We start from the raw sequence: 22015 nt of genomic DNA on the forward strand, positions 1-22015 counted from the left end.
AGTGAATGCCAGTTTGAACAGGCGTCATTGTTTGCGAGCGCTGTCGATAGAAAAGCGGCGCACGCTGCGCGGCACGCGCAGATTTACGACAAACTCAACACCGTAAACAATAAGAAGAAATTCTCCAGGTGCGAGCAACAGCAATGCGAGGATCGCTCTCGGATCAGGAGGAATCTTCAATGCCGCAACAGCCCAAATTCCAAATGCAAACAAAGGGACTGACAGGGCCGGGGCCAATCTGTACAGCCACCGTCGGCGCGCGGGCAGAAAAGCGCCGGTCGTCACCCGGCCAAGAGACTTAACTGGCTGAAATCCGTCTACGGTTCCGACCACTTTCGGCACGAGTGCCGATGACGTATGAAGTACCTCGAAAATTACACATGCACCGCGTGCCCAATGGGAGAAGTTGATTCGCCAGCTGCCGTCGTCCGAAGGAGCTACCTCAGCCTTCACGACATCGTCGTCACAGCGAACGGTTCTGACGGAAAGGATCCTCTCGTTATCGTTGAGTACGATGCGCAAAGGATTGTCTGCGACCACGTCATCTGGTTTAACCGGCCCCTTACCTGCGTTCCAGATCGAGACAAGGGATCGCGTTATCCGGTCGACCGGCTCACCGTTGTGGGACACGACCAATCCATCCAGCGCATCGCGCTTGTGAATTACCGTCTCACCGTCTGCGCAGTACTTGATGTGACGGCGGTCGTTCCAGCGGGCGTACCCCGTGCCCAGCACGAAAGTGATGATGGGCGACAAAAAACTCCAACTACCAATGGCCATTTTTTTCCTCGTTATTTTAGGTCTGTAGCTAACGTGAAGCATGGGCTGCTTCTGCAGGGGTCACCAGAACGGTATCCGCCTCGAGCCTGTTCGATAAGCAAATTCACAAGCAGCTGACTCAAATGCGGTGGAGCGCCTAACGCACGAGCCATCGACACAATTTTTCCCAGATGCTTTTCTCCGCGTGCCGTTCCTGGACAGCTGGCGCTGCCGCGATCAATGGCGCCGGGGATTTGTCCGGCTGCCGATCAACCTGCGCGTAGAACTCCGCCTTGCCCTTCTTATCTCGCCGTTGCTCGGCTTCGATCTTTGCCTTATTCCACGCTCCCGCTTCGATTACTTTGTTGCTGCGGATCACGTAATGCGACTGGCACGGCAGATTCCAGTTGCCAACGGACGGCCAGAGCGAGATGGCTTCGCCGTTGAAGGTCAGACTCCAGTCGGTCGGCGTCAGTGGCGTGACGACCTCGTTACCGCAACCGCAACAGCAGCCGTGAACGACCGTGCCGTACTCCATCGATACGTAAAGGACGCCTAGCTCCAACTCTCGCGGAATGCTTTTAACGAAACGGGGTTCGAGCTGCTTGAAGCGCATCATTCTTGATTCCCGTTCAGCAGCATGTTTCCGTCGGTCGTGTACGTGCAGTGATGCTCGTTCTCCAGATCGCGATAGAAGCCTCTGAGCTTTTTCCACTTGATGACGGCAAGTGCGGCGTTGAGCATATTGAGGTCGGCGACCTGAATATTTGACGTGTATACGTTTTCATTGCCGCCACCTTCAAAGGAGACGCGTTCCCTGACATGGTCCCGCTTTTCGGGCGTACTGGCGGTAACACGCAGGATTCCGCCAAGTGTGCCGTTGACCAGTTCCAGGCCCATCCCGACATCAATGAAAGGCGTTCCACGGGCTTCCAGCATTTCCACGACAAGGCGCTTCGACTCGCCAGCGTCCATGCACAGAAAAGCGAACGTTATGCCGTCAAGCAGATTTGCGGTGCTCGTATCGAGCTGAACAGCATGCGGTACGATGTAACGATGCATTCGCGAGTAATTGCTGGCTAGATAGTCCACCTTCTTCGGCACGTCGCGGAGCGTCTCAATTGAAGGAGCACCGGGAGCACGGAACGCATTGTGCTGAAGGAAGTCGTCGCCATCGATCAACCGGATCTCGCGAACGGGCGTTTTTGCAACTTGGTCCAGTACGTAGGAACCGGTGCCGCCCACGCCAATGATCGCGATGCGTTCACACTCCAGTTTGGCTGTAAGGTGGCCGATCCCCACGCGATCCGATGCCGTCTCCAGGTAGTTGAAAACACTATCCTCGTCGGCGTCGGGCTGCCGGTACACGCGCGGCGTTGCACCCGCCTGCACAACTGCCGCGGGACCGGCCACGATCGTGGCGTAAGTGGACATCTTTTGATAGTAGTCCTCGTATCCCTGCTGCGGTCCCGGTTTGCTGGAAAGTGTGTGCTTTCCAACCACGAGCGGGTCCGCCGGTATGGACCCGCCAGGCGTAATGCCCAGAATTGGCGTTCCGTCCGCGTTACAGGGAAACTCGCCGTGGAATTCGACCGTGTGGGGCTCCGGCTTCTGAGTCGTGTCCCCGGACAGGCAGAGACTGGACATGAGCGTGCCGATCTTCACTTCGCGCCGCGCGTTAACGTAGGGAACTTCCTGCATCACGAGACACCCGCCCGTGATGCGCATTGCGTACCCCTCCTCACGAAGACGCTTGAGGTCGGAATTAAGATTGAACAGTGCGGCCGACATTGAAGATGCTCCCATGTTTGACTTCAACACTGCCGCCGGCAGCCAACTCACCGCTATGAGGCTTCGAAACGACCCCACGGTAGGTAATCGAATACTTGATGTTCGGCATTGGCGGTTCACCGGGATACGCGATTGTGACCAGTTGTTCAAAGGTCACATGACGGTCGTTGACCTCGGCTTCGCGGCCGTTGACGACGATTTCGAAGTGTTCATGCCCGCTGATGGAGCGCTCATCGGCGCCATCAAAGTTCTGCTGGGTTTCCATATGCTCAATTCCTTTCGGGTTTGGTGGACAACGCATCCCCCCTTTAACCACGCGCGGATCTGAGCACCATATTCTGCTTCAATGATGCTGTTTAACAAAATGCGCACGTCTGGAGCGGACACAGAACCAACCGTATCACATCATTTCTCCTTCATGCAAGCAGTTTAAGCAGAATCAGTGGATGGCGACGTACTTGTATTCGATACCGCCGCTGCTGGCGATGTCCTCGACGCGCAGGATGTATCCGTCGTCGACCAGTTTTTTCAGCCTTGTGCTCGCGTTCTGAACAGAAAGGTCGAGGTCAGCAGCGACCTGGGACGCCAGAACGGATCCGTGTTTGAGGACGTAGTTCAGCAGATCACGGCCTGAAGAACTTATTTCGGGACCGATGACCTCGAAGGAGTCGTCACGCCAGATGACGAGCGGCTGCTCCTTCGCCTGCGCTGCATACTTCCAGTTATCAATTAGGTCTCGATCATCCAGATGCTCGAGAAAGAGTCCTCTCTCCCGTCTGAACTGCTTCGCGATCGAAATTACGCTCTCTCGGGGGAACGAAGCGTCTGTTGCCTCGATCCCTTCCAAGGAAATGCCGATCACACAGACGTCGGGACGCTTGCTGATGAATTCAGAAAGCTTTTGGTAAACTTCCTTCCCCTGGACGTTTCCAAATGGTTGGGACGTTGTGGTGAAGTCGCGGAGCTTGACGCGGAGGCAGGTCTGGTTCATCCGCGTAATTTAAAGAGAGTCACCGCGTACCGTCAAGCAAAAAGTCGAAACAGATGTGGGTGCCACGAAGCTCGCGCAAGTTGACTCGATGGGAAAATTCGATGTCCCCGTGCTTGTTGTAGTCAACCTTGACCTCGAACGTCTCCTGTCGCACGCAGATACGTGCGTTGAATTTGTTGGCCACGTCACCGGTCCTCTTCAGTCCGAGCCCGCGCGCCTCGTCTTCGTTGCTGCTGATGCCGCCCTTCACGAAAATCTCCTGTATAAGCGCTACCCCAGGATGCATGCCAGAAGTGCGGATTGCTTCAGCCACGCTCGGGTAGCGTGTTTCGAGTACGGGGGCCAGCGTCCCTAGTATTCCACGGCCACTATCGGATATGACTGCCTGGATGTGTGGCTTACGGACTCTTGAATAAAATTGCAACGCAGCAAAGCCGGGAATCGGCGAGTTCGAGTGATCCCTGACGTTGCCAAAAAGCTCAGAAAGCACAGTGAAGGCGCCGACCGAATACTGCGCCCCTGCACAGCTGACGAAGCTCTTTTGCAGGCGACCGGGGATTGTCTCGTCAGGCGAGACCGGATCAATCAGCGCCACTTCCACGACACCGTCATTGCCTCCTTTGTACAGGCCGGCCTTCGATGTTTCCGGCCTTGAGGGAACAACGGAAATCGAAGGATCCAGAAAATCAAAAAAACCAATCCTGTTGAAATAGTCGAGTGTCGAATAGCAATCACTGAAATCGACGGAAACCTTCTTGCCTACATGTACAAGCTGATTGCAAAGAGCAAGCAGGCGGGCCGTGGCTTCGAGTAGGAGTTTGCTATCCTTCGCGAGTACAAACACTACATGCTCGCACGTGCTCAAGAGCGCGGACTCAGACAACGTCAACGCGTCTTCAAACAGGTCGGCCGTCAGCCATTTTCCTGCCACCAGCTCGATCCGAAGTTCACCGGTTTTCGCCAACGACCAGCCAAAGGCTCCGTCCTGCAAGAAGAGTTCTGGATGGTCGTGCAGGTATGCGCTGACTGCACCTCTGTCTTTGCCAATTCTGCTTGCGATCACCCGAGCTTTTATCCCCGGCTCCTTCTTCAATACCTTTTCTATTTCTTTGTACATGATCCAGCTACCTGCAATACACCGTCCGATGCGAAGCGGCGAAGAATTAAGGCATAGTCCTTTCCAATGCTAGCACCAAACTGGTTTTCACTTGCGAACTATGACTGATGCAACCGTCACGCGTAACCGACGCTCGGCTATACAGCGCCCGCCCGTGACCTCTCTGCCAAGGTGCGCGCGAACGCGATAGCCATTTGATGCATGAGGTCTACCGCTGCTTGGAAATTTCCTGACGGTCCGCACGATGCGGCCTGGCCTTGCGCGAATCCATCCATGCCAACCAGCCTTTGCGATAAGCGCGCGCGTCTACCAATGGGTGATGCTCGCGATTGTCAGTCCGATAGTGAGCCATTACGGCATGGTGATATACGGGGGTATCGATCAGTGGCCGCAGGTCGTACGGTACTGCCGCAAGATTGGATGGCTTCGATTCGCCGAGTATCAGCAAAAGAAATCAGAAGTCCGTCATCGAGTCGCAAGCGGCACGCACCGTACGCGGAGAAGCGCTGAACCAATCAAGGAGCCTTTCACGAGCTTGCAGCAGTGACACGGCCGCTCCACCAAGCAACGGCAGGACCTTCCGTCGAACAAAATCAGAGCAGTCTTCAAGCTTCCATGTGTCTTCGAGCTCAACGTAAAACTCCCTTTGCCCGTCCTCCGTCACGATCCCCAAGCTAATTAGCTTCGGTGACAGTTGACCAAGCCCGGTGTACTCGGTGTCTAGAAAGACAAGCATATCTGGGCCTCCCGGCGAAAACATTAGGACGCAGTCGTGTGGCGGCCTTCGGCAACTCTGCCGACGCGCACCGTTGAAGTTGCATCGCCAGGAATGCGCAGGCTCTACCTAGCCGGAGCGAATAACTGATTAGTCAGCTCGCTAACGATCTCGAATGTGCGCAAAACCGCGTTATGCAGAGTGCCCGAGCCATGAGCGTATGTGTTTCGAATCCTGGGTAAAGTATCGATGAATGTGCCGATCCAGTCGTGGTCGAAATCCTCGGGTAGCGGTTTCACATTCGAGTAGTTGACCTCGATCGTCGTCAGTCCAAGGCGCTGCATCTCCTGGATCTCTTGAAGCTCGGCGCGTTGTCTGGCACGTTGCAGTGCTCGCTCCTCAGCCCATGAAAACCGGTCGTTCGATACCAGTCCTCGGTCCCGTGCTTCCTTCAGCAAGTTTTTTAGACCACGCGGGTGCCTAACCCCAACTCGCGACGATTGCGCCACCTCGGCAGCGAGCCGTTCGCGGAGTGCGAACTCGAGGGACGTGAGTGCTTGCTGCTCTGCCACAGGGAAAAAGCGATAGACAAACCATGCGTAGGCGTAGAGATTCTTCGCGGTTTCGAAGTGGACTTGAATCGACCGGGGTACTGTTGTGCTAAGGCTGAATGCTGCTACGTCCGCGAGATGCTCGGAAACACTGTCTGGTCGGATCTCACCAGTATCAGCATCTCTACGCGAAAAAAATCCGTTTCGGACGTCAGGTTCGTAGAGCGAGTCGATCGCCCTTAGCAGATCGCACGTGTCCAAAGTCTCGGGCGGCTTTTCTTCCATTTTCTACCTGCGTTAAGGTTAATCGATCATCATTGGCTCAGCGATGTTCAGCGGTTGACGCCACATCAGATAGTGTCGACATCAATGCCATCACTTCGCGCGTAGAAAATTTCCATACCGGCGAGCCGTCCACTGATGGACCTCCGACTGGCCGCAGCACGCTTGAACGAAGTAATGCATACGCTCGCTTGCGCGAAATCATCAAGAGTTTTCGCACATCCGTAAGTGTCAACCACTGTGCTTTCTCGTCGCGGAGCGCCTCGACGCTGCACCTGCTTACGGTACCCGACGTTCGGCCTGAAGCCGTCCTATGTGTTTGTCCCTCCAGAGTACCTTGCGTGATCAATACTGACACGGTGTCCCGCTTGATCCCCAGCAGCTTGGCCGCCGATGTAAGTGAAATCCACGCATGTCGACGACGGGTCGCAGGCGACAATCGCCGATTCCGTTCGGCTAGTTGGCCGACCCATTCACGGCTAACAAACGAGTCAAACTCCCGACGAAGAAATTCGAACTGTTCGGCTTCGAAGCGTTTGTACAACGCAGTATAAAAGTAACCGAACCGGGCAGTCAGGCGGGCGCACGAATCCTCGCTTCCTCTGTTCCGGCAAACAATGCCGAGTAGCTCGTGATATCCGTGCGGCCAATCGATAAATGCCTGCCCTGCAGCGTTTGCTACAGCGGTCGCCACAGAGACGTTATCGAGATTGGCGATTTTGGTAGGCTTCGCCCCATTGCTGCACGCATATCCACCGAGAAAAGTGCAGACTGCCAGCAGGTCCGGAAGTACCAGGCGCCCAACGTCTGTTCGATAGTCAGCGCCATTTACGCCCCCTTCATCAGCCAATGCTGAAGACAGATAGGCGCTAACAGCAATCTCTGCGTTCGTAGCTATTTCCGAGGCGGTATCTGTCAACGGTCTGCCGCAGTTGCACATAGAAATACTGTGCCGCTTCCAGGATACCGGTCTATTACAGCTGGGACAGCTATCGCGCAGTCGAGCGCGATGAGTCGGGCAGGCCACCATCAGCGTCAAATCCCATTCTGCGCGCCACTTCGGTCTTTCCGCGAGGCATTCGGGGCAGTAGCGCGGTCTACGTCCGTTCCAGTACTTCATGCTAAGGCCACCCGGATCTGCAGTCTTGAGGTGACGAAAGTGACTTACCTGACCACGGAGCGACTGCAGCGACACCCCAGGGAGCATAGAGCCGACCCTCGCGAGACCATCACCGCCATGTTCGACAGAGACGAGAAGCTCGAGATCGAGCAACGATGAGAAGCCATTGCCTTCCGATAGACGAAGAAAGTAGCCCGTCGTGCTTTCACCTGGCATTGGCGCAAAACGAACCAGAAGTTTGGTCACGTTGCTACCTCACGAGCGCGGCAAGTGAGCTCTTTGTGATAAAGCAAGTGTCTAATCTCGCGCTATCTCCGGACTGTCGAAAAAATCCTACGCGTCCTTCGATGGCAGCAGTCATCACTCGTTGCAATAACATACGCCCCGTTGGCGCAAGCTCGCTCAGTGGCACCATGCTACTCAGGCTCATAGTCAACGTACTATTGTCTCGCAGCCATCGCAGGAAGCGATCAATCTCAGACGACAATACGAACGTGCTTCCCTCCAAAGGGCGCAAGAGCCCGAGGCGAATCAATGCAAGACGCTGACGGCTCGTTGCACCTATGAGTTCTTCAGCCTCGCGAGTGCCGTGAAGCACGATGTTCATTTGCCGAATCGCCCGAGTGAGATTTCGCAGGGGAATAAATTCCAGTTTGCTGGAGGCCGCGGAACCGTCGGTGCTCGTCTCCCCCCGTAGTGATATGCCTAGACATCCATCGCTGCCTGCTTCTAGCTTGTCTGGGTTGACCGCGAACCCCCGTCCCTCCCGATACACAATGAGGTCGTCGATATAGTGATGTAGCAATTCGGTTAAGGAAGTTGGGAGTGCCATTACGCCGCCACGGCGACTCATGTAACGGGTCGGCGCCCTCGCGATCAGGTTTTCGGAAGAGATGAGTAGCGGCTTCCATCCGTCCGTGTGGCTCTGCGCGAACCTATTCAGTTCCTGCATAGCATTTGCCGGCGACGCCATGAGCAGCTTGGCCGCAAGAAGCGTGGCGCGTTTCTCAATCTCAAGGGCAGCCTTAGTGGTTGGATGGAAGTGATATGACCGTGAAATAGTCGTGGACAGGAAGTTGGAGACAGCTAGCCACTCCAACGCGCTTATTCGACGCACTTTGGTACAAAAAAGCTGCTGCTCAATCAGATCAGGTTCTGCGACGCCGAGAACTGCCGCCAAAATCTGCTTACTGATAAGACCAGCCTCGATAGGAGCGGGCGTTGTCTCCGTCTGGCCAAGATCAAATCCGCATTTGCACCGAGTGGGTCCAGGTCGGTCCCATCCTACGAGCTCGGTACATTGCGGGCAGTGCTCGACAAGCCATAGACCATGCAACTCGCATACGGTGACAGCGCGAAAATTCCAGATGGCCCTGAAAAGTCCACGCTCACGAATGCATGCTGGGCAATATGCGATATACGGCTCGCGAAAAAAGTAGCGCGTTGCCCAATATAGTGAACTAGTCTGCACGCCCGGAACACGCCGATGTCGGTGTAGAAGCTCGTTTAGGATACATACGTCGAGATCCACAAGGCGAGCAACCGTGGTCACCTCGTCCGCCTTACAAAGGCTGGCTTTGATCGACCGCACAAACCGTCCAAGCGCTGGTTGTCCGGTATACCCGTTCACCACCCCCAGTCGCAGTAAATAGCTCAGTACATGCTCGTCGTGAGCCGGGCGAGGACGGCAGACAAATCGTCGACCTGTGTGGGCAGTGTGCGTAGCCAAAGAATGGTTTCCCGGCATTGTGCAGTGGTCTCCAGATGGAGCGACCATGACACGGACTGATATGTAGGCACATATCCGGCCAGAGACTCAAAATGGCACGGGTGCATACATCTCAACGGATAGGGGGAACACTTTTCATACAGAACGATCTCGACTGACGTGGTCGCGATCGTCCTTGTAACCAAAGAATGGCTCGCGAGCGTTCATCAGCGGCCTATTAATAAACTTGGGGTGAAATGGATTCAGACGATCTATGCCTTCTGGCCAGATGGCGTCGGAGAACGCCCGGCTAAGGATTTGCCGATCGATTGCCGCGCGACCTTCCTCAATAACGATCTCGACTGAGGCGGTAATGAGCGTCATCACATAGCCGATCAGACCAAAAGTCGCGTAGTGCATCTGCTCAACGCTGGTTCCGCCACCGGTGAGTTCAGGAGCGCACGGAACTGGCAAGCTGCCAAATATTGTACGCAGCAGGCCGTCAAAAATGCGTCGCGACCGTTTGTCAGCAATGCTGAACGGTTCAAGTGATATCTGCCTTGAAAAGCGCCGGCGCAACTGCTCGTTGCTCTGGAGAATTCGCCTGCATCGGCGCAAGCCCATTAGCACGAAGGGAACTTTCGTTTCGTTGATGAGACTCTTCAACCAGTCGGCGACCGCCGTCTCGATCTTTTCACTCGAGTGATCGATAAAGTGTTGGAACTCATCCAGGATAACCAGTTCTAACTGGCAGTTCTTGAATAACATGACGATCCGTTCGGTCATATCCACGGCGGTTCCGCGAGCGAATAGCGGGTCGCCCAATGCTAAAAGGATGCGTTCTGCGACGTTCTTTATCGTCGGCTTCGCTGGTAACTCAAGATGCAGAACGGGAATGATCGTCCCATCCTCGGTTTCACGACGCGGATGATGCTTGGCGTATTCCTTGCGAAGCGTAGACTTGCCGCTACCAGATACTCCCGTAATGATCAGACATCCTGGCTCCTCAAGTCCGAATCGCCCCATCCGATGACACCGCCGGATAGCGCTGATACCGTAAGAAAACGCTGGATGTTCGATAAGCGTCTCACGCACCGTGGCCACAGACTCATACTTCCTGTCGATAAGATCCTCAAACTGGGTTCTATGTTTTTTATTGCTTTCATTATGTTCGTTATCCGAATTATCTGGATAATTTAGTTCCATGATATTTTCTCCGGGCAGCCCGCCGCTTCGGGCTGCCAAAAGTAAAGTTTTAGGTGCCGTGAGACTTTGGATTTACACGATCTGGCGGAGTCGTTCCTCGCCTGACTGGAAACAAGGGCGTATCGACGTCATCATTCTGAATGTCATCCGGCTCATCCGCTTCCTCGATTGGTTCAAGGGGTAACTGTATCTGACGTGTTTCTTCTCGCTGCATTAGAGCCTCCCGGTCCGCATTTGTAGCTTTTGTGGGCTTCGACTTTGAGTTCGTTGGCGAACACTCCCTGATGAGGCGATCAGTGTCGTCACGTAACGCGGACTTTGCCGCGAGTAGAGCAAGGCGGAGCGGTGACGTATCGTAGTCTTTCCTCGCCTTAGCAAGCATCCACCTGTGCTGCTCGGCAGTAATCCCCTCGGCATATCCGGCTATCGTGCATTTAGCCTCTATGTAGCACTTGTTCTCTTTATCAAATACAAAGATGGCGCCAAGGTTATCGGGATCTGTACGTACCGTGACTTCGATGTCGCCGCATCGCCGTCGCAGGTCCTGAAGCGCGGGCGACGTGTACTGTAGCGAATGCACTTCGATCCCATTTTTGCTGAGAGTGCGAATTGCGGTGTTACCGAGATAGACATTCACAACGTCGGTTGACGGCGGTAACCGGGCGGGAAATTTCGCAATGCCTTCGTCCCATTTCTGCTTTGGTGTGGTCTGGATTCCTCGATGGAAGCTCACGGAATAGACGTCCACGATCCATCGATGAACGAGTTCCTGTAGCGCCTCCAAAGTCAGCACTGCTGTCCGTTCAGAATCGTATGCATGCCGCTCACCGTAGGTGGCGAACGTTGTTCCTGGCTGGAGATGAACCAGCCCGTAGTTAAGGGTCTTGAGTGAGCGTTCAATGCGTCCCTTCATCTGGGGCGCCCGGGTTGGGCAGTAGATCACGTGAATTCCGAGTTCTGCACATGCCGCCTCAAGATCCTGCGCATGAAACTCGAGGCCGTTGTCACACACAAGCTGGTCGATAAGTCCGTAGACGTCCCAGTCGCCAATCACCCTCGCGAACCGCTCCTTAACATATGCCTTCGGTAAGATCGCATGCTTTAGACATCGAAGCACAGAACGAACGCTTGGCTTACGGAAAGAGATGTGGATGCCGACAATCATCCGTGAATACGCATCAATCATGACGGTTATCCACGGTCTGCCAAGTTGAAGTCGAGTGGTGGAATCGATCACCAGAATATCGAGTGGCGTGTGATCAACTTCCACCCGTTCGAGCGGCCGTGTGCAGCTAGGTCCCTTCCCGTATACCCGTGTTGCTTCCTTCGCATATCGTTCACCGTACCGCCTCTTTAGAATTGCATAGCGGTCGAGGTGCGCAACGGCACGATTGAGCATACGGCGGGTAACGCGGGGCAAAGCATCCTCGGGCGCCCGGCGCCGGTTCTCCTTTTCGACTTCATGCTGCACCCAGTCGAGCGCTTCGCGTAGTGACTCACGCTGCGGAGTCAGATAGATTTTTTCAATTCCTTCGTTTATCAATTCCGATAGCTTGTCCGGGAGTGCCGAAGGCCGTCGACCTCGAAGTTCCCACTTGTCTATGAGTGCGCGAATATCAAAATTCGCCCATACCCACCGTGTTCGCCAACGATAGAAGCTTGGTATTGATGGCGGACGTTCGCTGCGATACTTCGGGTCAAGCTCAGTCCAGACCTTATGGAGAAGGTTGGTCACCACCTTGCGTGGATAACCCAGTCGCCCGTCGGGACAGATAGCGTCCAGATACTTCCACTTTGCTATCGCGTTCGTCTGGACGCGTTGAGGAAAATTCGAGAGACCGCGTTCCATACACCGTTCCGAAGCCATGTCGGGCGACGCGTTCTGAACTTCTTCGCGCGAGAGGAATTTTAGTTCTCCACTTGCAAATCGCGAGAGAAGCTCGGCGACTACATGTGTGGATTTGCTTGCGTCTTTGAGAGACATAACGTGCACCAATCGATCGGTCACCTGCTCAATCAGATAATTCACGTCCTGGAGCGAGAAAAACTCACCCGCTTTAAACGAATAGCGCGTCATCGTGACTCTCCTCAAAGGGCAACAGAACGGTGGATCCACTGATCTCTGTATCCAGACAGCAGGTCAACTCGCGGGCGGCCAGTCGATGCACAATGGCCCGCCCCGACGCACCGATTCGAAGTGCCTCGGCGATGGTCCGGTTCTCCAGACCGGATGGGACAGCAGGTCGACTCGCTCCGTCCAGCCATTTTCCATAACGCACCTGCAGCAGTGTTTTGACCTGAGCCAATCTGATTGTCTTCCGAATCTGTAGATCGGTAAGGACGAGGAACTGCTCTCCCTGGCTTTTAAACACCTCCGAAAGTCGGTCGAACTTTTCCTGGTTTCGCTGCTCGGCAAGTACGTCGGCTGGCTTCACTTCTATGAGCCAACGGCGACCGTCGCACCAATCTACGGCGAAGTCCGGCGTGTAGGTTCGCGAACCTGCTCCGAGGCGGTACCTAATGGTCTTCGGCTGCTCGACAAACCGAACGACACCCCGCGCAAATTCGAACAAGTGGAGGCAGTCAAATTCCAGAAGACTCTCGCAGCGGACAAGCCGGTTGTTTTTGGGCGAGAAAAACTTGGCGCGAAAGCCTCTGCCTGATGGCGTAACAGGATTGCGCGCCGGATGTCTGGAAGTTTGCGGGGGAGAAGTGTTGGCCCGACTGCCGCCGCCATCATATGGGACGTCCATGATTGCTCCTACGACCGAACCGCTACTCGTCACCTATGACGAGCAGTTATCTTTAGCAATCCACGGTAGGGATGAGCGATGCCACCAAGCAGCGTCGGCCGCTGCCCGATAACGAAATTGCCCGAATCCGGACGAAATAGTGTCCCAACACGGGCAAATCTGTCCCGTGCGTTTTCCCATGAATCGCGGAAAAGCGGCTTGACTGTCGCGGAGGGGCGGACGATACTAAGGGCGTCAACCGGGTTAGTGTCGTTCGCTAGCTCGCAACGGGGCAAGCCGCAAGGTCTTGTCCCGTTTTTACATTGGTGCCTCCTCTTTCGATCGTCGTTTTATGCGACCAGGCCGATACGCCGGTTGTGAACGTATCTCCTCGTCGAGCCGGACAATCGCGCGGATGGTCGCAATTTGCCCGGGCGACAGCCTTCCGAGCTTTCGGCCAAGCTCCGCGTACATCCGGTACTCATCGGTAGGTAAATCCGGAATCAGCTGAATGCTCGTCGGCGAGTCCGCGAGCTCCCTCTTCAAGCCTGCTTTCTCGTCAGCCGCAAGCTGCAACGATTCAGCGAAACGCTCCAGGAACTCCGGAGATGGATTCTTGCGCCCCAGTTCCACGCCGGACACATGCGATGCATCGTATCCAACCTTTTCAGCGAGCTCTTGCTGCCTCAGTCCAGCTCTCAATCGAAGGGCTCGGAGGAAAATTCCTAGGGGCGTTGACATAGAGGAATGGCGATAGATGGTCACACGATGTACCAACCATAGGCCAAAGTTCAAATCCCGTCAACACGCAAGTATTTGATTATAAAAACTAATTTCTCTATTTCACAATGACGCCATGCTCGATTTTTCTGACGTTGGAAGTCGAGAGCAAGGCGCGGAATCCTGTGATCGAAGACTACTGGTGCTGCGACTCGACGAGGGGCACTTATCGTGCCGTGTATGGATTCCGGCCATTTCCAGGCTATTTGCTGCGGCCATTTATAATCCCATACTGATATTGGCACCCGCGTTTTCTCCTAGGGCAAGTCATTCGAAGGTTTTGCCCAAGGCGAGGAACCCATGCGCGCCGGGAACTGAAACTTTCATTGGGTCGGCGGGCCAGTGAATCGGGGGATGATCGACAATGGAAAAAAAATCGCTATCTGAGCGCGACGTCTGCAGTAAGTTCATCACCCCGGCACTAACGGCAGCCGGCTGGGACCTGCACACTCAGCTACTTGAAGAAGTAGCTCTAACAAGTGGTCGAGTTGTGGTTCGTGGCAACAAGGCGAAGCGCGACGAAAAGACCATACGACGCGCGGATTACGTACTGTACTTCAAGCCCGGAATCCCGCTCGCGATCGTCGAGGCGAAGGACAACAACCACACGGTACGCGATGGCATCCAGCAGGCGCTTGCCTATGCCGACATGCTCGACGTCCCGTTCGCCTTTTCGAGTAACGGCGACGGCTTCGTCTGGCATGACAGGACCCTGCATGACGGCGTGCTCGAGCGCGAGATCGCGATGGACCAGTTTCCGTCGCCGGCGGATCTGTGGCAGCGCTACCTTGCGTGGAAGGGCATCGGGCCGGACGCCGAGCCGGTCTATGCGCAGGACTACTACCCCGGCAAGCCGGCTCGCTATTACCAGCTGAACGCGGTGAACCGCGCAATCGAGGCGGTCACGAAGGAGCAGTCGCGGATCCTGCTGGTGATGGCAACGGGCACCGGCAAGACGTACACGGCGTTCCAGATCATCTGGCGGCTGTGGAAGGCGCGGGCGGCGAAGCGCATCCTGTTCCTCGCCGATCGAAACATCCTGGTGGACCAGACCAAGACCAACGACTTCAAGCCATTCGCCGGCGCGATGACCAAGATCGAAAATCGCGAGGTCGACAAGTCGTATGAGATTTACCTGTCGCTGTATCAGGCAGTGACGGGCACGGAAGAAACGCAGAACATTTACCGCCAGTTCAGCCGCGATTTCTTCGACCTCGTGGTGATCGACGAATGCCATCGCGGCAGTGCGGCCGAGGATTCGGCCTGGCGCGAGATCCTCGAGTATTTCAGCTCGGCCACCCATCTCGGGCTGACCGCGACGCCAAAAGAAACCGCCGAAGTGTCGAACATCACCTACTTCGGTGAGCCGGTCTATACGTATTCGTTGCGGCAAGGCATCGAGGACGGCTTCCTGGCGCCGTACAAGGTGATCCGGGTCGATCTCGACAAGGACTTGGGCTGGCGGCCCACGGCCGGGATGGTCGACAGGCTGGGGCAGCTGGTCGAAGACCGGATCTACAACCAGTCCGACATGAACCGGTCGCTGGTGCTGACGCGACGCGACGAAGCGGTCGCGAGACGCATCACTGAATTCCTGCATGCGACCGACCGGATGGCGAAGACCATTGTGTTCTGCGAGGACATCGACCACGCGGCCCGGATGCGCCAGGCGCTAGCCAACGCGAACCCCGACCTGGCGGGCGCCAATCCGAAGTACGTGATGCAGATCACCGGCGACAACCTGGAAGGCAAGCTCGAGCTCGACAACTTCATCAATCCCCGCAAGGACTATCCGGTGATTGCCACCACGTCGCGCCTGATGACAACCGGCGTCGATGCGAAGACCTGCAAGCTAGTCGTACTCGATCGTACGATCAGGTCGATGACCGAGTTCAAGCAGATCATCGGCCGCGGCACGCGGATCGACGAGGAGTACGGCAAGCTGTGGTTTACCATTCTGGACTTCAAGAAGGCGACCGAGCTGTTTGCCGACCCGGCCTTTGACGGCGATCCCGTCGTAGTGTTCGAACCCGAGCCTGACGAACCCGTCGTTCCGCCGGAAGAGGACGGCGATCCGATGGGTGACCCCGCTGGCGGTCTGGACAGAGACGCCGGCGGCATGTCAATTATTATTGGTGGGCCTGACGGACCAGCCACGGGCCGAACGAGGTACGTCATTGACGAAGTGCCCGTGTATGTCGTCAATGAGCGGGTCCAGTATCTTAGCCCCGACGGCAGACTGATCACGGAGTCACTGCGCGACTTCACGCGGATCCAGATCGGCAAGCGCTTCGTGTCGCTCGACGCGTTCCTGCAGGCCTGGAACGATGCCGACAGGAAGCAGGCAATCGTCGCCGAGCTCGAGGAACAGGGCATCCTGTTCGACGAACTTGCGAAAGAGGCCGGCAAGGACCTCGACCCGTTCGACCTGGTTTGCCATATCGCGTTTGGCCAGAAGCCGCTGACCCGGCGGGAACGTGCCGAGAACGTCAGGAAGCGCGACTATTTCGGCAAGTACGGCGAGACCGCGCGGCAGGTGCTGCAGGCGCTGCTCGAGAAATATGCCGACGACGGCATTGAAAACATCGAACGTCCGGAAGTGCTGCGGCTCGCGCCGCTCGACCAGCTCGGCTCGCCCGTCGAACTGGTTCAGGCGTTTGGTGGCCGGCAGCAATACCAGGCTGCGATCCGCGAGCTTGAACGCTCGCTCTATCAATAAGGTTTCACCGGTTCACTCATGACAATCAGCTCTACCTTTATCAAGTCGGTCCAGGACATCATGCGCCAGGACGCCGGCGTCGACGGCGACGCGCAGCGGATCTCGCAGCTGACCTGGCTGCTGTTCCTGAAGATTTTCGACGACCAGGAAACCGAGCTCGAACTGATGCGCGACGCCTACCGGTCGCCGCTGCCCGAGCGGCTGCGCTGGCGCAACTGGGCCGCCGACCCGGAAGGCATCACCGGCGACGAGCTGCTGACGTTCGTCAATACTGACCTGTTCCCGTCGATCAAGGCGCTCAATGCGGACCTGCAGCGCAACGCGCGCGGCTTCGTGGCCCGCGAGGTGTTTAGCGACGCGTACAACTACATGAAGTCCGGCCAACTGCTGCGCCAGGTGATCAACCGGATCAACGAGATCGACTTCAACAATCGCGCGGACCGTCACCTGTTCAACGATCTGTACGAGCGGATCCTGAAGGACCTGCAGAGCGCCGGCAACGCGGGCGAGTTCTATACGCCGCGGGCGGTGACGCAGTTCATGGTGGATCAGGTCAACCCGCAGCTCGGCGAACGCATCCTGGATCCGGCATGCGGCACCGGTGGCTTTCTGGCGTGTGCGCTCGAGCACCTGAAAGCGCAGCGCCGGAGCATCGAGGATGACATCGTGGTGCAGAATGCGATCAACGGTGTCGAGAAGAAGCAGCTGCCGCATCTGCTGTGCGTCACGAACATGATGCTGCACGGCATCGAGGTGCCGTCGTTGATCCGCCACGACAACACCCTGACGCGGCCGCTCGCCGACTATGGCACGCGCGACATGGTCGATGTGATCCTGACCAATCCGCCGTTTGGGGGCACCGAAGAACCGGGTATCGAGGGCAATTTTCCGGCCGATGTGCGCACGCGCGAAACCGCGGACCTGTTCCTGGTGCTGATCATCGAGCTGCTGAAGCACGACGGCCGCGCGGCCGTGGTGCTCCCGGATGGCACGCTGTTCGGCGAAGGCGTGAAGAGCCGCATCAAGGAAAAGCTGCTGACCGAGTGCAACCTGCACACGATCGTGCGGCTGCCGAATGGCGTATTCGCGCCGTACACGGGCATCAGGACCAACCTGCTGTTCTTCACGAAGGGCGCACCGACCAAGTCGGTCTGGTACTACGAGCACCCGTATCCGGTCGGCTACAAGAGCTATTCGAAGACCAAGCCGATCCGGATCAAGGAGTTCGCGGCCGCGAAGGCGTGGTGGGGCAATGAGGCCGACGGCTTTGCCAGCCGCACCGAGAACGAGTTTGCGTGGAAGGTGAACATCGAGACTATCAAGGCCAGTGGTTTCAACCTCGACCAGAAAAATCCTCATCGGGCCGACGAGATCGGCCATGACCCGGACGAACTGCTGGCCCAGTACCAGCAGCTGACAGGCCAGGCCCAGACGCTGCGCGACCAGCTCAAAGGCATCCTGGCGGACGCGCTGGAGGGCCGGGCATGAAGCTCAATGAAGGGTTTCAGCTGTTAGCCACCGCACCGGATGGCGTGGCGCGTCTGCGCGAGTTGATTGTGTCTCTCGCTGTACAAGGGAAGCTGGTTTCGCAGGATCCGAGTGACGAGCCTGCAACCACGCTACTCCAGAGAGTGCGACACGAGAAGGATAGTCTGATTGCCGACGGCCATGTCAAGCGCGACAAACCCATGCAGCTTATCGGCCATGTGGATGCGCCGTTCGCAGTTCCGACCGCATGGGTGTGGACCAGATTCGGCGCAGTAGTTATGGACAGCGAAGCCGGTTGGAGTCCCAGTTGCGAGAATGTTCCACGAACTACGGGACAATGGGGCGTTTTGAAAGTCAGCGCAGTTTCGTGGGGAAAGTTTCGGCCCGAGGAGAATAAGGGACTTCCGGGCGACCTGCAGCCTAGGCCCGAGTACGAGGTGCGCCGTGGTGATTTTCTGGTGTCACGTGCCAATACCGAGGAGCTTGTCGCTCGGTCAGTGATCGTGGAGACGGATGAACAGGCGTTGATGATGAGCGACAAGATCATTCGACTTCGGCTCTCAGGGTTGTGTGAACCGCAGTACTTGAATCTCTTCAACAACGGCGAGGACGCCCGCCGTCACTACATTAAGCATGCGTCAGGCACGAGCAGTTCTATGAAGAACGTCTCGCGTGACGTCATCTTGAATTTGCCGATTCCTTTACCGCCAGCAGCTGAGCAGGCCCGCGTCGTTGCCAAAGTGAACGAACTGATGGGGATCTGCGACGAACTGGAAGAGCAAGGTCGCCTCGAGGCCGAGCAGCATGCCCGGCTGACCACCACGCTGTTTGATGCGCTAGCGGGAAGCGAGTCGCCTCACGCGCTCGCTGAAAACTGGGCTCGGGTCGCCGCGCATTTCGACCTGCTGCTTGACCGACCCGAAGCGGTCGACGGGCTGGAACAGGTCATTCTGCAGCTTGCTGTGCGTGGCAGGTTGGTCCCGCAGGATCCGAAGGACGAACCGGCCAGTGACTTGCTCAAGCAGATCCGCGCCTGGAGAGGCCGTCAGATCGGCGAAGGCAAGATCAAGCGCGGAAACCCGCTACCTGAATTTAGCGAGGAAGATGATGCTTTCGAATTACCCGAGGGATGGGAGGCGATTCGCTTCGGCGAAATCTGGGACCATTCCTTTTACGGACCGCGCTTCTCGAACGACGATTACGTGAGTAAGGGGGGGCTTCCCACTATTCGCACGACAGATATGTCCGGCGGTCGAATCGTCCTCAAGGACGCTCCGTGCGTGCAGGTACCTGACGATAAACGGGATGCCTACCTTGTGCAAAGGGGCGATTTGCTCGTAACCCGGTCTGGCAGCATTGGGGTAATGGCTCTTTTTGACTTAGAGCTGGATGCCATTCCGAGTGCCTACCTAATCCGTATCCGGTTCGCTGAACAAGTGGTGCCGGACTATTGCCTATTATTTTTAACTAGCCCAGATGGACAGGAACAGATGGGGCTGAACACGACGTCCGTTGGTGTTCCAAACGTTAATGCGACAAAAATGGCCTCATTTATGATGCCGTTGCCCCCCCGTGCTGAGCAGCTCCGTATCGTCGCCCGCGTCGAAGAGCTGCGCCGTCTCTGTGAGGACTTGCGCGCGTGCCTGATCGCACGCCGAACGTGCCAAGCGCGTTTTGCCGAAGTGCTGGTCGAGCAGGCCACGTCGACCGCGCCATTGGTGAACACGGGCGCCCTGGCAGCGGCCGCCTGAAGGGAGTTGGCGGCGGCCGGACGCTGCGTCGTCGGAGAGGGGATGCGGGTCCGGTTGACGCCGGCCCGCCGGCTGCGGCCGGGCCGCTCCGGAGCGGACGCTCAGCTATTGATAAAACAGGTTTTCAATAGTTGTCGTCGTACTTGGAAGCGTGGCGACAAACGTCCTGCTTTGCTTGGTAGCACGCTGATCGTTATCTTTTCGGGTCACCCAGTGTCGTTCGCAGCAAGCAAGCACCGACCGCGTAGAAACAGCTCAATCACTCGCCGGAACGACCGTTCTGCAGTCAAAGAGTCCTGTTGCTGGGACAGTCGCTCCCCGCGCACACTTGAGTTCAAGAAGCGTTATATTGAGTAAAGTCGGTTGCCTTCTCTCGCTCACGGCACGTCGCTTTGACTTCGAAGCTCGACCATCACATACGACATTTATAGATCGGGAATGCTAGCGTCGGTTGACGAACGATGACTTTTGAGCGAAGTTTCAGGCTGACGTTCGATGCGGATTCCGCGCGCTTCAGCATCTCCTCCACCCGAGAGACGTTTCGTACGGGTTCAAACAACTAAGAAAGCCATGGCTTACCCCATAGAACGCAAATTAGTCGTAGGTGTTGCCTCGAGCGCACTGTTTGATTTGACTGAGTCAGACGAGATCTACCGATCCAAGGGAATAGACGAATATCGGGACCATCAAGAAAAACACATTGATGTGCCCCTCCCGAAAGGGGTCGCCTTTCCTTTCATCAAGCGTTTTCTCGGGATTAATCAAGTCTTTGCCAAACAGCTACCTGTTGAAGTAATTCTTTTGTCGCGGAATTCTCCGGAGACGGGCCTTCGCGTTTTTCGATCCATCTCACATTACGGACTCGACATCACGCGAGCAGCGTTTATGGCCGGGAGGTCGCCACATCAGTACATTCCGGCATTCAACGCGTCCCTTTTCCTCACCGCGAATGAAACGGACGTCCAAAGTGCCATCGATGCGAATTATCCTGCCGGCCTCGTCTTACCTTCGAAAGTCTACGATGACGAGCATGACATGGAGTTGCGCGTAGCATTTGACTTCGACGGAGTCATTGCCGATGACGAGGCGGAGTCGGTATACAAGAAGAACAATGACTTGACCGAATTTCAGGAACATGAACTCAAGAAGCGAACTGTCCCACACCAACCTGGACTGCTCGCAGATCTTTTCAGGAAGCTCGCTTTCCTCCAGAAACTCGAGGAGAAGAGGATGAAACAGGAGCCAAGCTATCGAAAGCTTGTGCGAATCGCAATCGTCACCGCCCGCAACGCACCGGCGCATGAGCGCATGGTCACCACACTAAAAAGCTGGGGAGTTTCGCCGGATGAGTCGTTTTTTCTTGGCGGCATGGAGAAGGCCAGAATCCTAAATGTTCTGAAGCCGCACATGTACTTTGACGACCAACTCAGTCACTTGAAGTCGGCGGCCGGTGACATCCCCATGGTTCACATCCCATTTGGCATTGCGAATCGCGGACCTACCTTATAGCACGCTGACGGAGGAACCTCACAGAATACGTCGGCGTCCTGAATGCCAACCTATCGTCGATCAGCAAGCTATCAGTGATAGCTGGGAACGAATAAACAGAGCAGAGAGTGGATTCGATCCGTCAGAATATGAGTAGCGATTTTCGAGCGCTCTCCAATTGTTCGAGTACTTCTTGCTTCTGCGCGATCCGGCGGTTATATGCCAAACCGAAGCCCCCTGTGGCCCCGATCACGCGTGGTCGCGCTCCAAATTGACTCCGAACAAGCGTGGTGGCAAGAACAGTGACTGCGAATGAAGATCTTAGCGCGGTGCGATGCAATATGCCGGATTGCATCTCGTATGTCTGGCCTTCCTCGTACACCGTCGCGGACGTCATCGTGAGCATTGCTGGGTCTCCGGTTGCGATCAGCGTGGATTGCTCCCGCGTATAGTCGACCTCGAATATCTTGCACATCCGACCTTTGCCTTGCTCAGAGAGGGTATAAATCTTGTTTTGTACTTTTCCCAAAAGAATCACACTCTTAAATGAAAAGATATGGTCATGGATGGGCCAGTTGGGTTCCTGACGATAACGCATGTCCTGACCCCATACGTGAATTCTCAGGGATCTAGATGCGTCAATGTTCCACTTCACACACAAGAATCCAAGCGGGTGCTGTTGCACGGTAACGGCTGAATGGTCCTCACGATCGACGGCTTTTAACGCTCCAGACAAGAGGTCAGCAGCTGATCGGTTAAGCGCGTGACGTTCTCCGCAGGCGACTAGTTCGAATGCACTTTCAATTGCCAACATCCT

General features: G+C 56.1%; 19 protein-coding genes and 1 pseudogene. 4 read left to right on the top strand and 16 right to left on the bottom strand.

All coding sequences use genetic code 11. The features are described 5' to 3' along the window. Positions 1-24: 24 nt before the first annotated feature. The 15 genes and pseudogenes from A6V37_RS09125 to A6V37_RS09185 form a co-directional block, all read right to left on the bottom strand. The gene (locus A6V37_RS09125) at positions 25-780 is read right to left on the bottom strand and encodes a hypothetical protein (RefSeq protein WP_064266935.1); all 756 of its coding nucleotides are present in this window, start codon (positions 778-780) and stop codon (positions 25-27) included. A gap of 136 nt (positions 781-916) precedes the next feature. Further along, complete coding sequence (locus A6V37_RS09130) at positions 917-1378, bottom strand: ubiquitination-like system serine protease family protein (protein ID WP_064266936.1); 462 nt, start codon at positions 1376-1378, stop codon at positions 917-919. Continuing rightward, positions 1375-2550, bottom strand: a complete 1176-nt coding sequence (locus A6V37_RS09135; RefSeq protein ID WP_064266937.1) for a ThiF family adenylyltransferase — start codon at positions 2548-2550, stop codon at positions 1375-1377. The genes A6V37_RS09130 and A6V37_RS09135 overlap by 4 nt, the downstream gene beginning before the upstream one ends. Beyond that, on the bottom strand, positions 2525-2815 hold the full coding sequence (locus A6V37_RS09140; RefSeq protein WP_064266938.1) for a multiubiquitin domain-containing protein: 291 nt from the start codon (positions 2813-2815) through the stop codon (positions 2525-2527). The genes A6V37_RS09135 and A6V37_RS09140 overlap by 26 nt, the downstream gene beginning before the upstream one ends. A 174-nt stretch (positions 2816-2989) precedes the next feature. Further along, positions 2990-3541 carry a winged helix-turn-helix transcriptional regulator gene (locus tag A6V37_RS09145; RefSeq protein WP_064266939.1) on the bottom strand — a complete coding sequence of 184 codons (552 nt, stop codon included), beginning with the start codon at positions 3539-3541 and terminating at the stop codon, positions 2990-2992. Positions 3542-3560: 19 nt separating this feature from the next. Further along, positions 3561-4658 (bottom strand): hypothetical protein, encoded by a 1098-nt coding sequence (locus A6V37_RS09150; protein WP_064266940.1) that lies wholly within the window; start codon positions 4656-4658, stop codon positions 3561-3563. A 454-nt stretch (positions 4659-5112) separates the two neighbouring features. Beyond that, positions 5113-5394 (bottom strand): hypothetical protein, encoded by a 282-nt coding sequence (locus A6V37_RS09155; protein WP_064266941.1) that lies wholly within the window; start codon positions 5392-5394, stop codon positions 5113-5115. Positions 5395-5498: 104 nt separating this feature from the next. Beyond that, a complete protein-coding gene (locus A6V37_RS09160) occupies positions 5499-6209 on the bottom strand; it encodes a hypothetical protein (RefSeq protein WP_064266942.1) in 711 nt (236 codons plus the stop codon). A 37-nt stretch (positions 6210-6246) separates the two neighbouring features. Next, complete coding sequence (locus tag A6V37_RS38880; RefSeq protein ID WP_242665767.1) at positions 6247-7125, bottom strand: helix-turn-helix domain-containing protein; 879 nt, start codon at positions 7123-7125, stop codon at positions 6247-6249. Between the two features lie 90 nt (positions 7126-7215). After that, positions 7216-7572 (bottom strand): annotated as a pseudogene (locus A6V37_RS43105) (TniQ family protein); the annotation flags it as partial. A gap of 4 nt (positions 7573-7576) precedes the next feature. Beyond that, entirely contained in the window at positions 7577-9103 is a 1527-nt protein-coding gene (locus tag A6V37_RS43110; RefSeq protein ID WP_082902646.1) for a TniQ family protein, read from the bottom strand. A gap of 87 nt (positions 9104-9190) precedes the next feature. Then, the gene (locus A6V37_RS09170) at positions 9191-10240 is read right to left on the bottom strand and encodes a TniB family NTP-binding protein (protein ID WP_064266944.1); all 1050 of its coding nucleotides are present in this window, start codon (positions 10238-10240) and stop codon (positions 9191-9193) included. Between the two features lie 49 nt (positions 10241-10289). Continuing rightward, entirely contained in the window at positions 10290-12317 is a 2028-nt protein-coding gene (locus tag A6V37_RS09175) for a DDE-type integrase/transposase/recombinase (RefSeq protein ID WP_064266945.1), read from the bottom strand. Further along, positions 12298-12993 carry a TnsA endonuclease N-terminal domain-containing protein gene (locus A6V37_RS09180; protein WP_082902647.1) on the bottom strand — a complete coding sequence of 232 codons (696 nt, stop codon included), beginning with the start codon at positions 12991-12993 and terminating at the stop codon, positions 12298-12300. The genes A6V37_RS09175 and A6V37_RS09180 overlap by 20 nt, the downstream gene beginning before the upstream one ends. A 297-nt stretch (positions 12994-13290) precedes the next feature. Continuing rightward, the gene (locus A6V37_RS09185; RefSeq protein ID WP_064266947.1) at positions 13291-13713 is read right to left on the bottom strand and encodes a helix-turn-helix domain-containing protein; all 423 of its coding nucleotides are present in this window, start codon (positions 13711-13713) and stop codon (positions 13291-13293) included. Between the two features lie 403 nt (positions 13714-14116). Here A6V37_RS09185 and hsdR point away from each other — a divergent pair, with 403 nt between their 5' ends. The 4 genes from hsdR to A6V37_RS09205 all read left to right on the top strand — a co-directional run bounded on the left by hsdR (position 14117) and on the right by A6V37_RS09205 (position 21219). Next, the gene (hsdR, locus tag A6V37_RS09190; protein ID WP_064266948.1) at positions 14117-16471 is read left to right on the top strand and encodes an EcoAI/FtnUII family type I restriction enzme subunit R; all 2355 of its coding nucleotides are present in this window, start codon (positions 14117-14119) and stop codon (positions 16469-16471) included. Positions 16472-16489: 18 nt separating this feature from the next. Then, positions 16490-17959, top strand: a complete 1470-nt coding sequence (locus A6V37_RS09195) for a type I restriction-modification system subunit M (protein WP_064266949.1) — start codon at positions 16490-16492, stop codon at positions 17957-17959. Beyond that, on the top strand, positions 17956-19710 hold the full coding sequence (locus A6V37_RS09200) for a restriction endonuclease subunit S (RefSeq protein WP_064266950.1): 1755 nt from the start codon (positions 17956-17958) through the stop codon (positions 19708-19710). The genes A6V37_RS09195 and A6V37_RS09200 overlap by 4 nt, the downstream gene beginning before the upstream one ends. Positions 19711-20280: 570 nt before the next feature. Further along, on the top strand, positions 20281-21219 hold the full coding sequence (locus A6V37_RS09205; RefSeq protein ID WP_064266951.1) for a 5'-nucleotidase: 939 nt from the start codon (positions 20281-20283) through the stop codon (positions 21217-21219). A 121-nt stretch (positions 21220-21340) separates the two neighbouring features. Here A6V37_RS09205 and A6V37_RS09210 read toward each other — a convergent pair whose 3' ends face one another. After that, entirely contained in the window at positions 21341-22012 is a 672-nt protein-coding gene (locus A6V37_RS09210; RefSeq protein WP_064266952.1) for a hypothetical protein, read from the bottom strand. Between the last annotated feature and the right edge of the window lie 3 nt (positions 22013-22015).

The sequence above is a fragment of the Paraburkholderia ginsengiterrae genome, from assembly GCF_001645125.1.
Classification (GTDB): domain Bacteria; phylum Pseudomonadota; class Gammaproteobacteria; order Burkholderiales; family Burkholderiaceae; genus Paraburkholderia; species Paraburkholderia ginsengiterrae.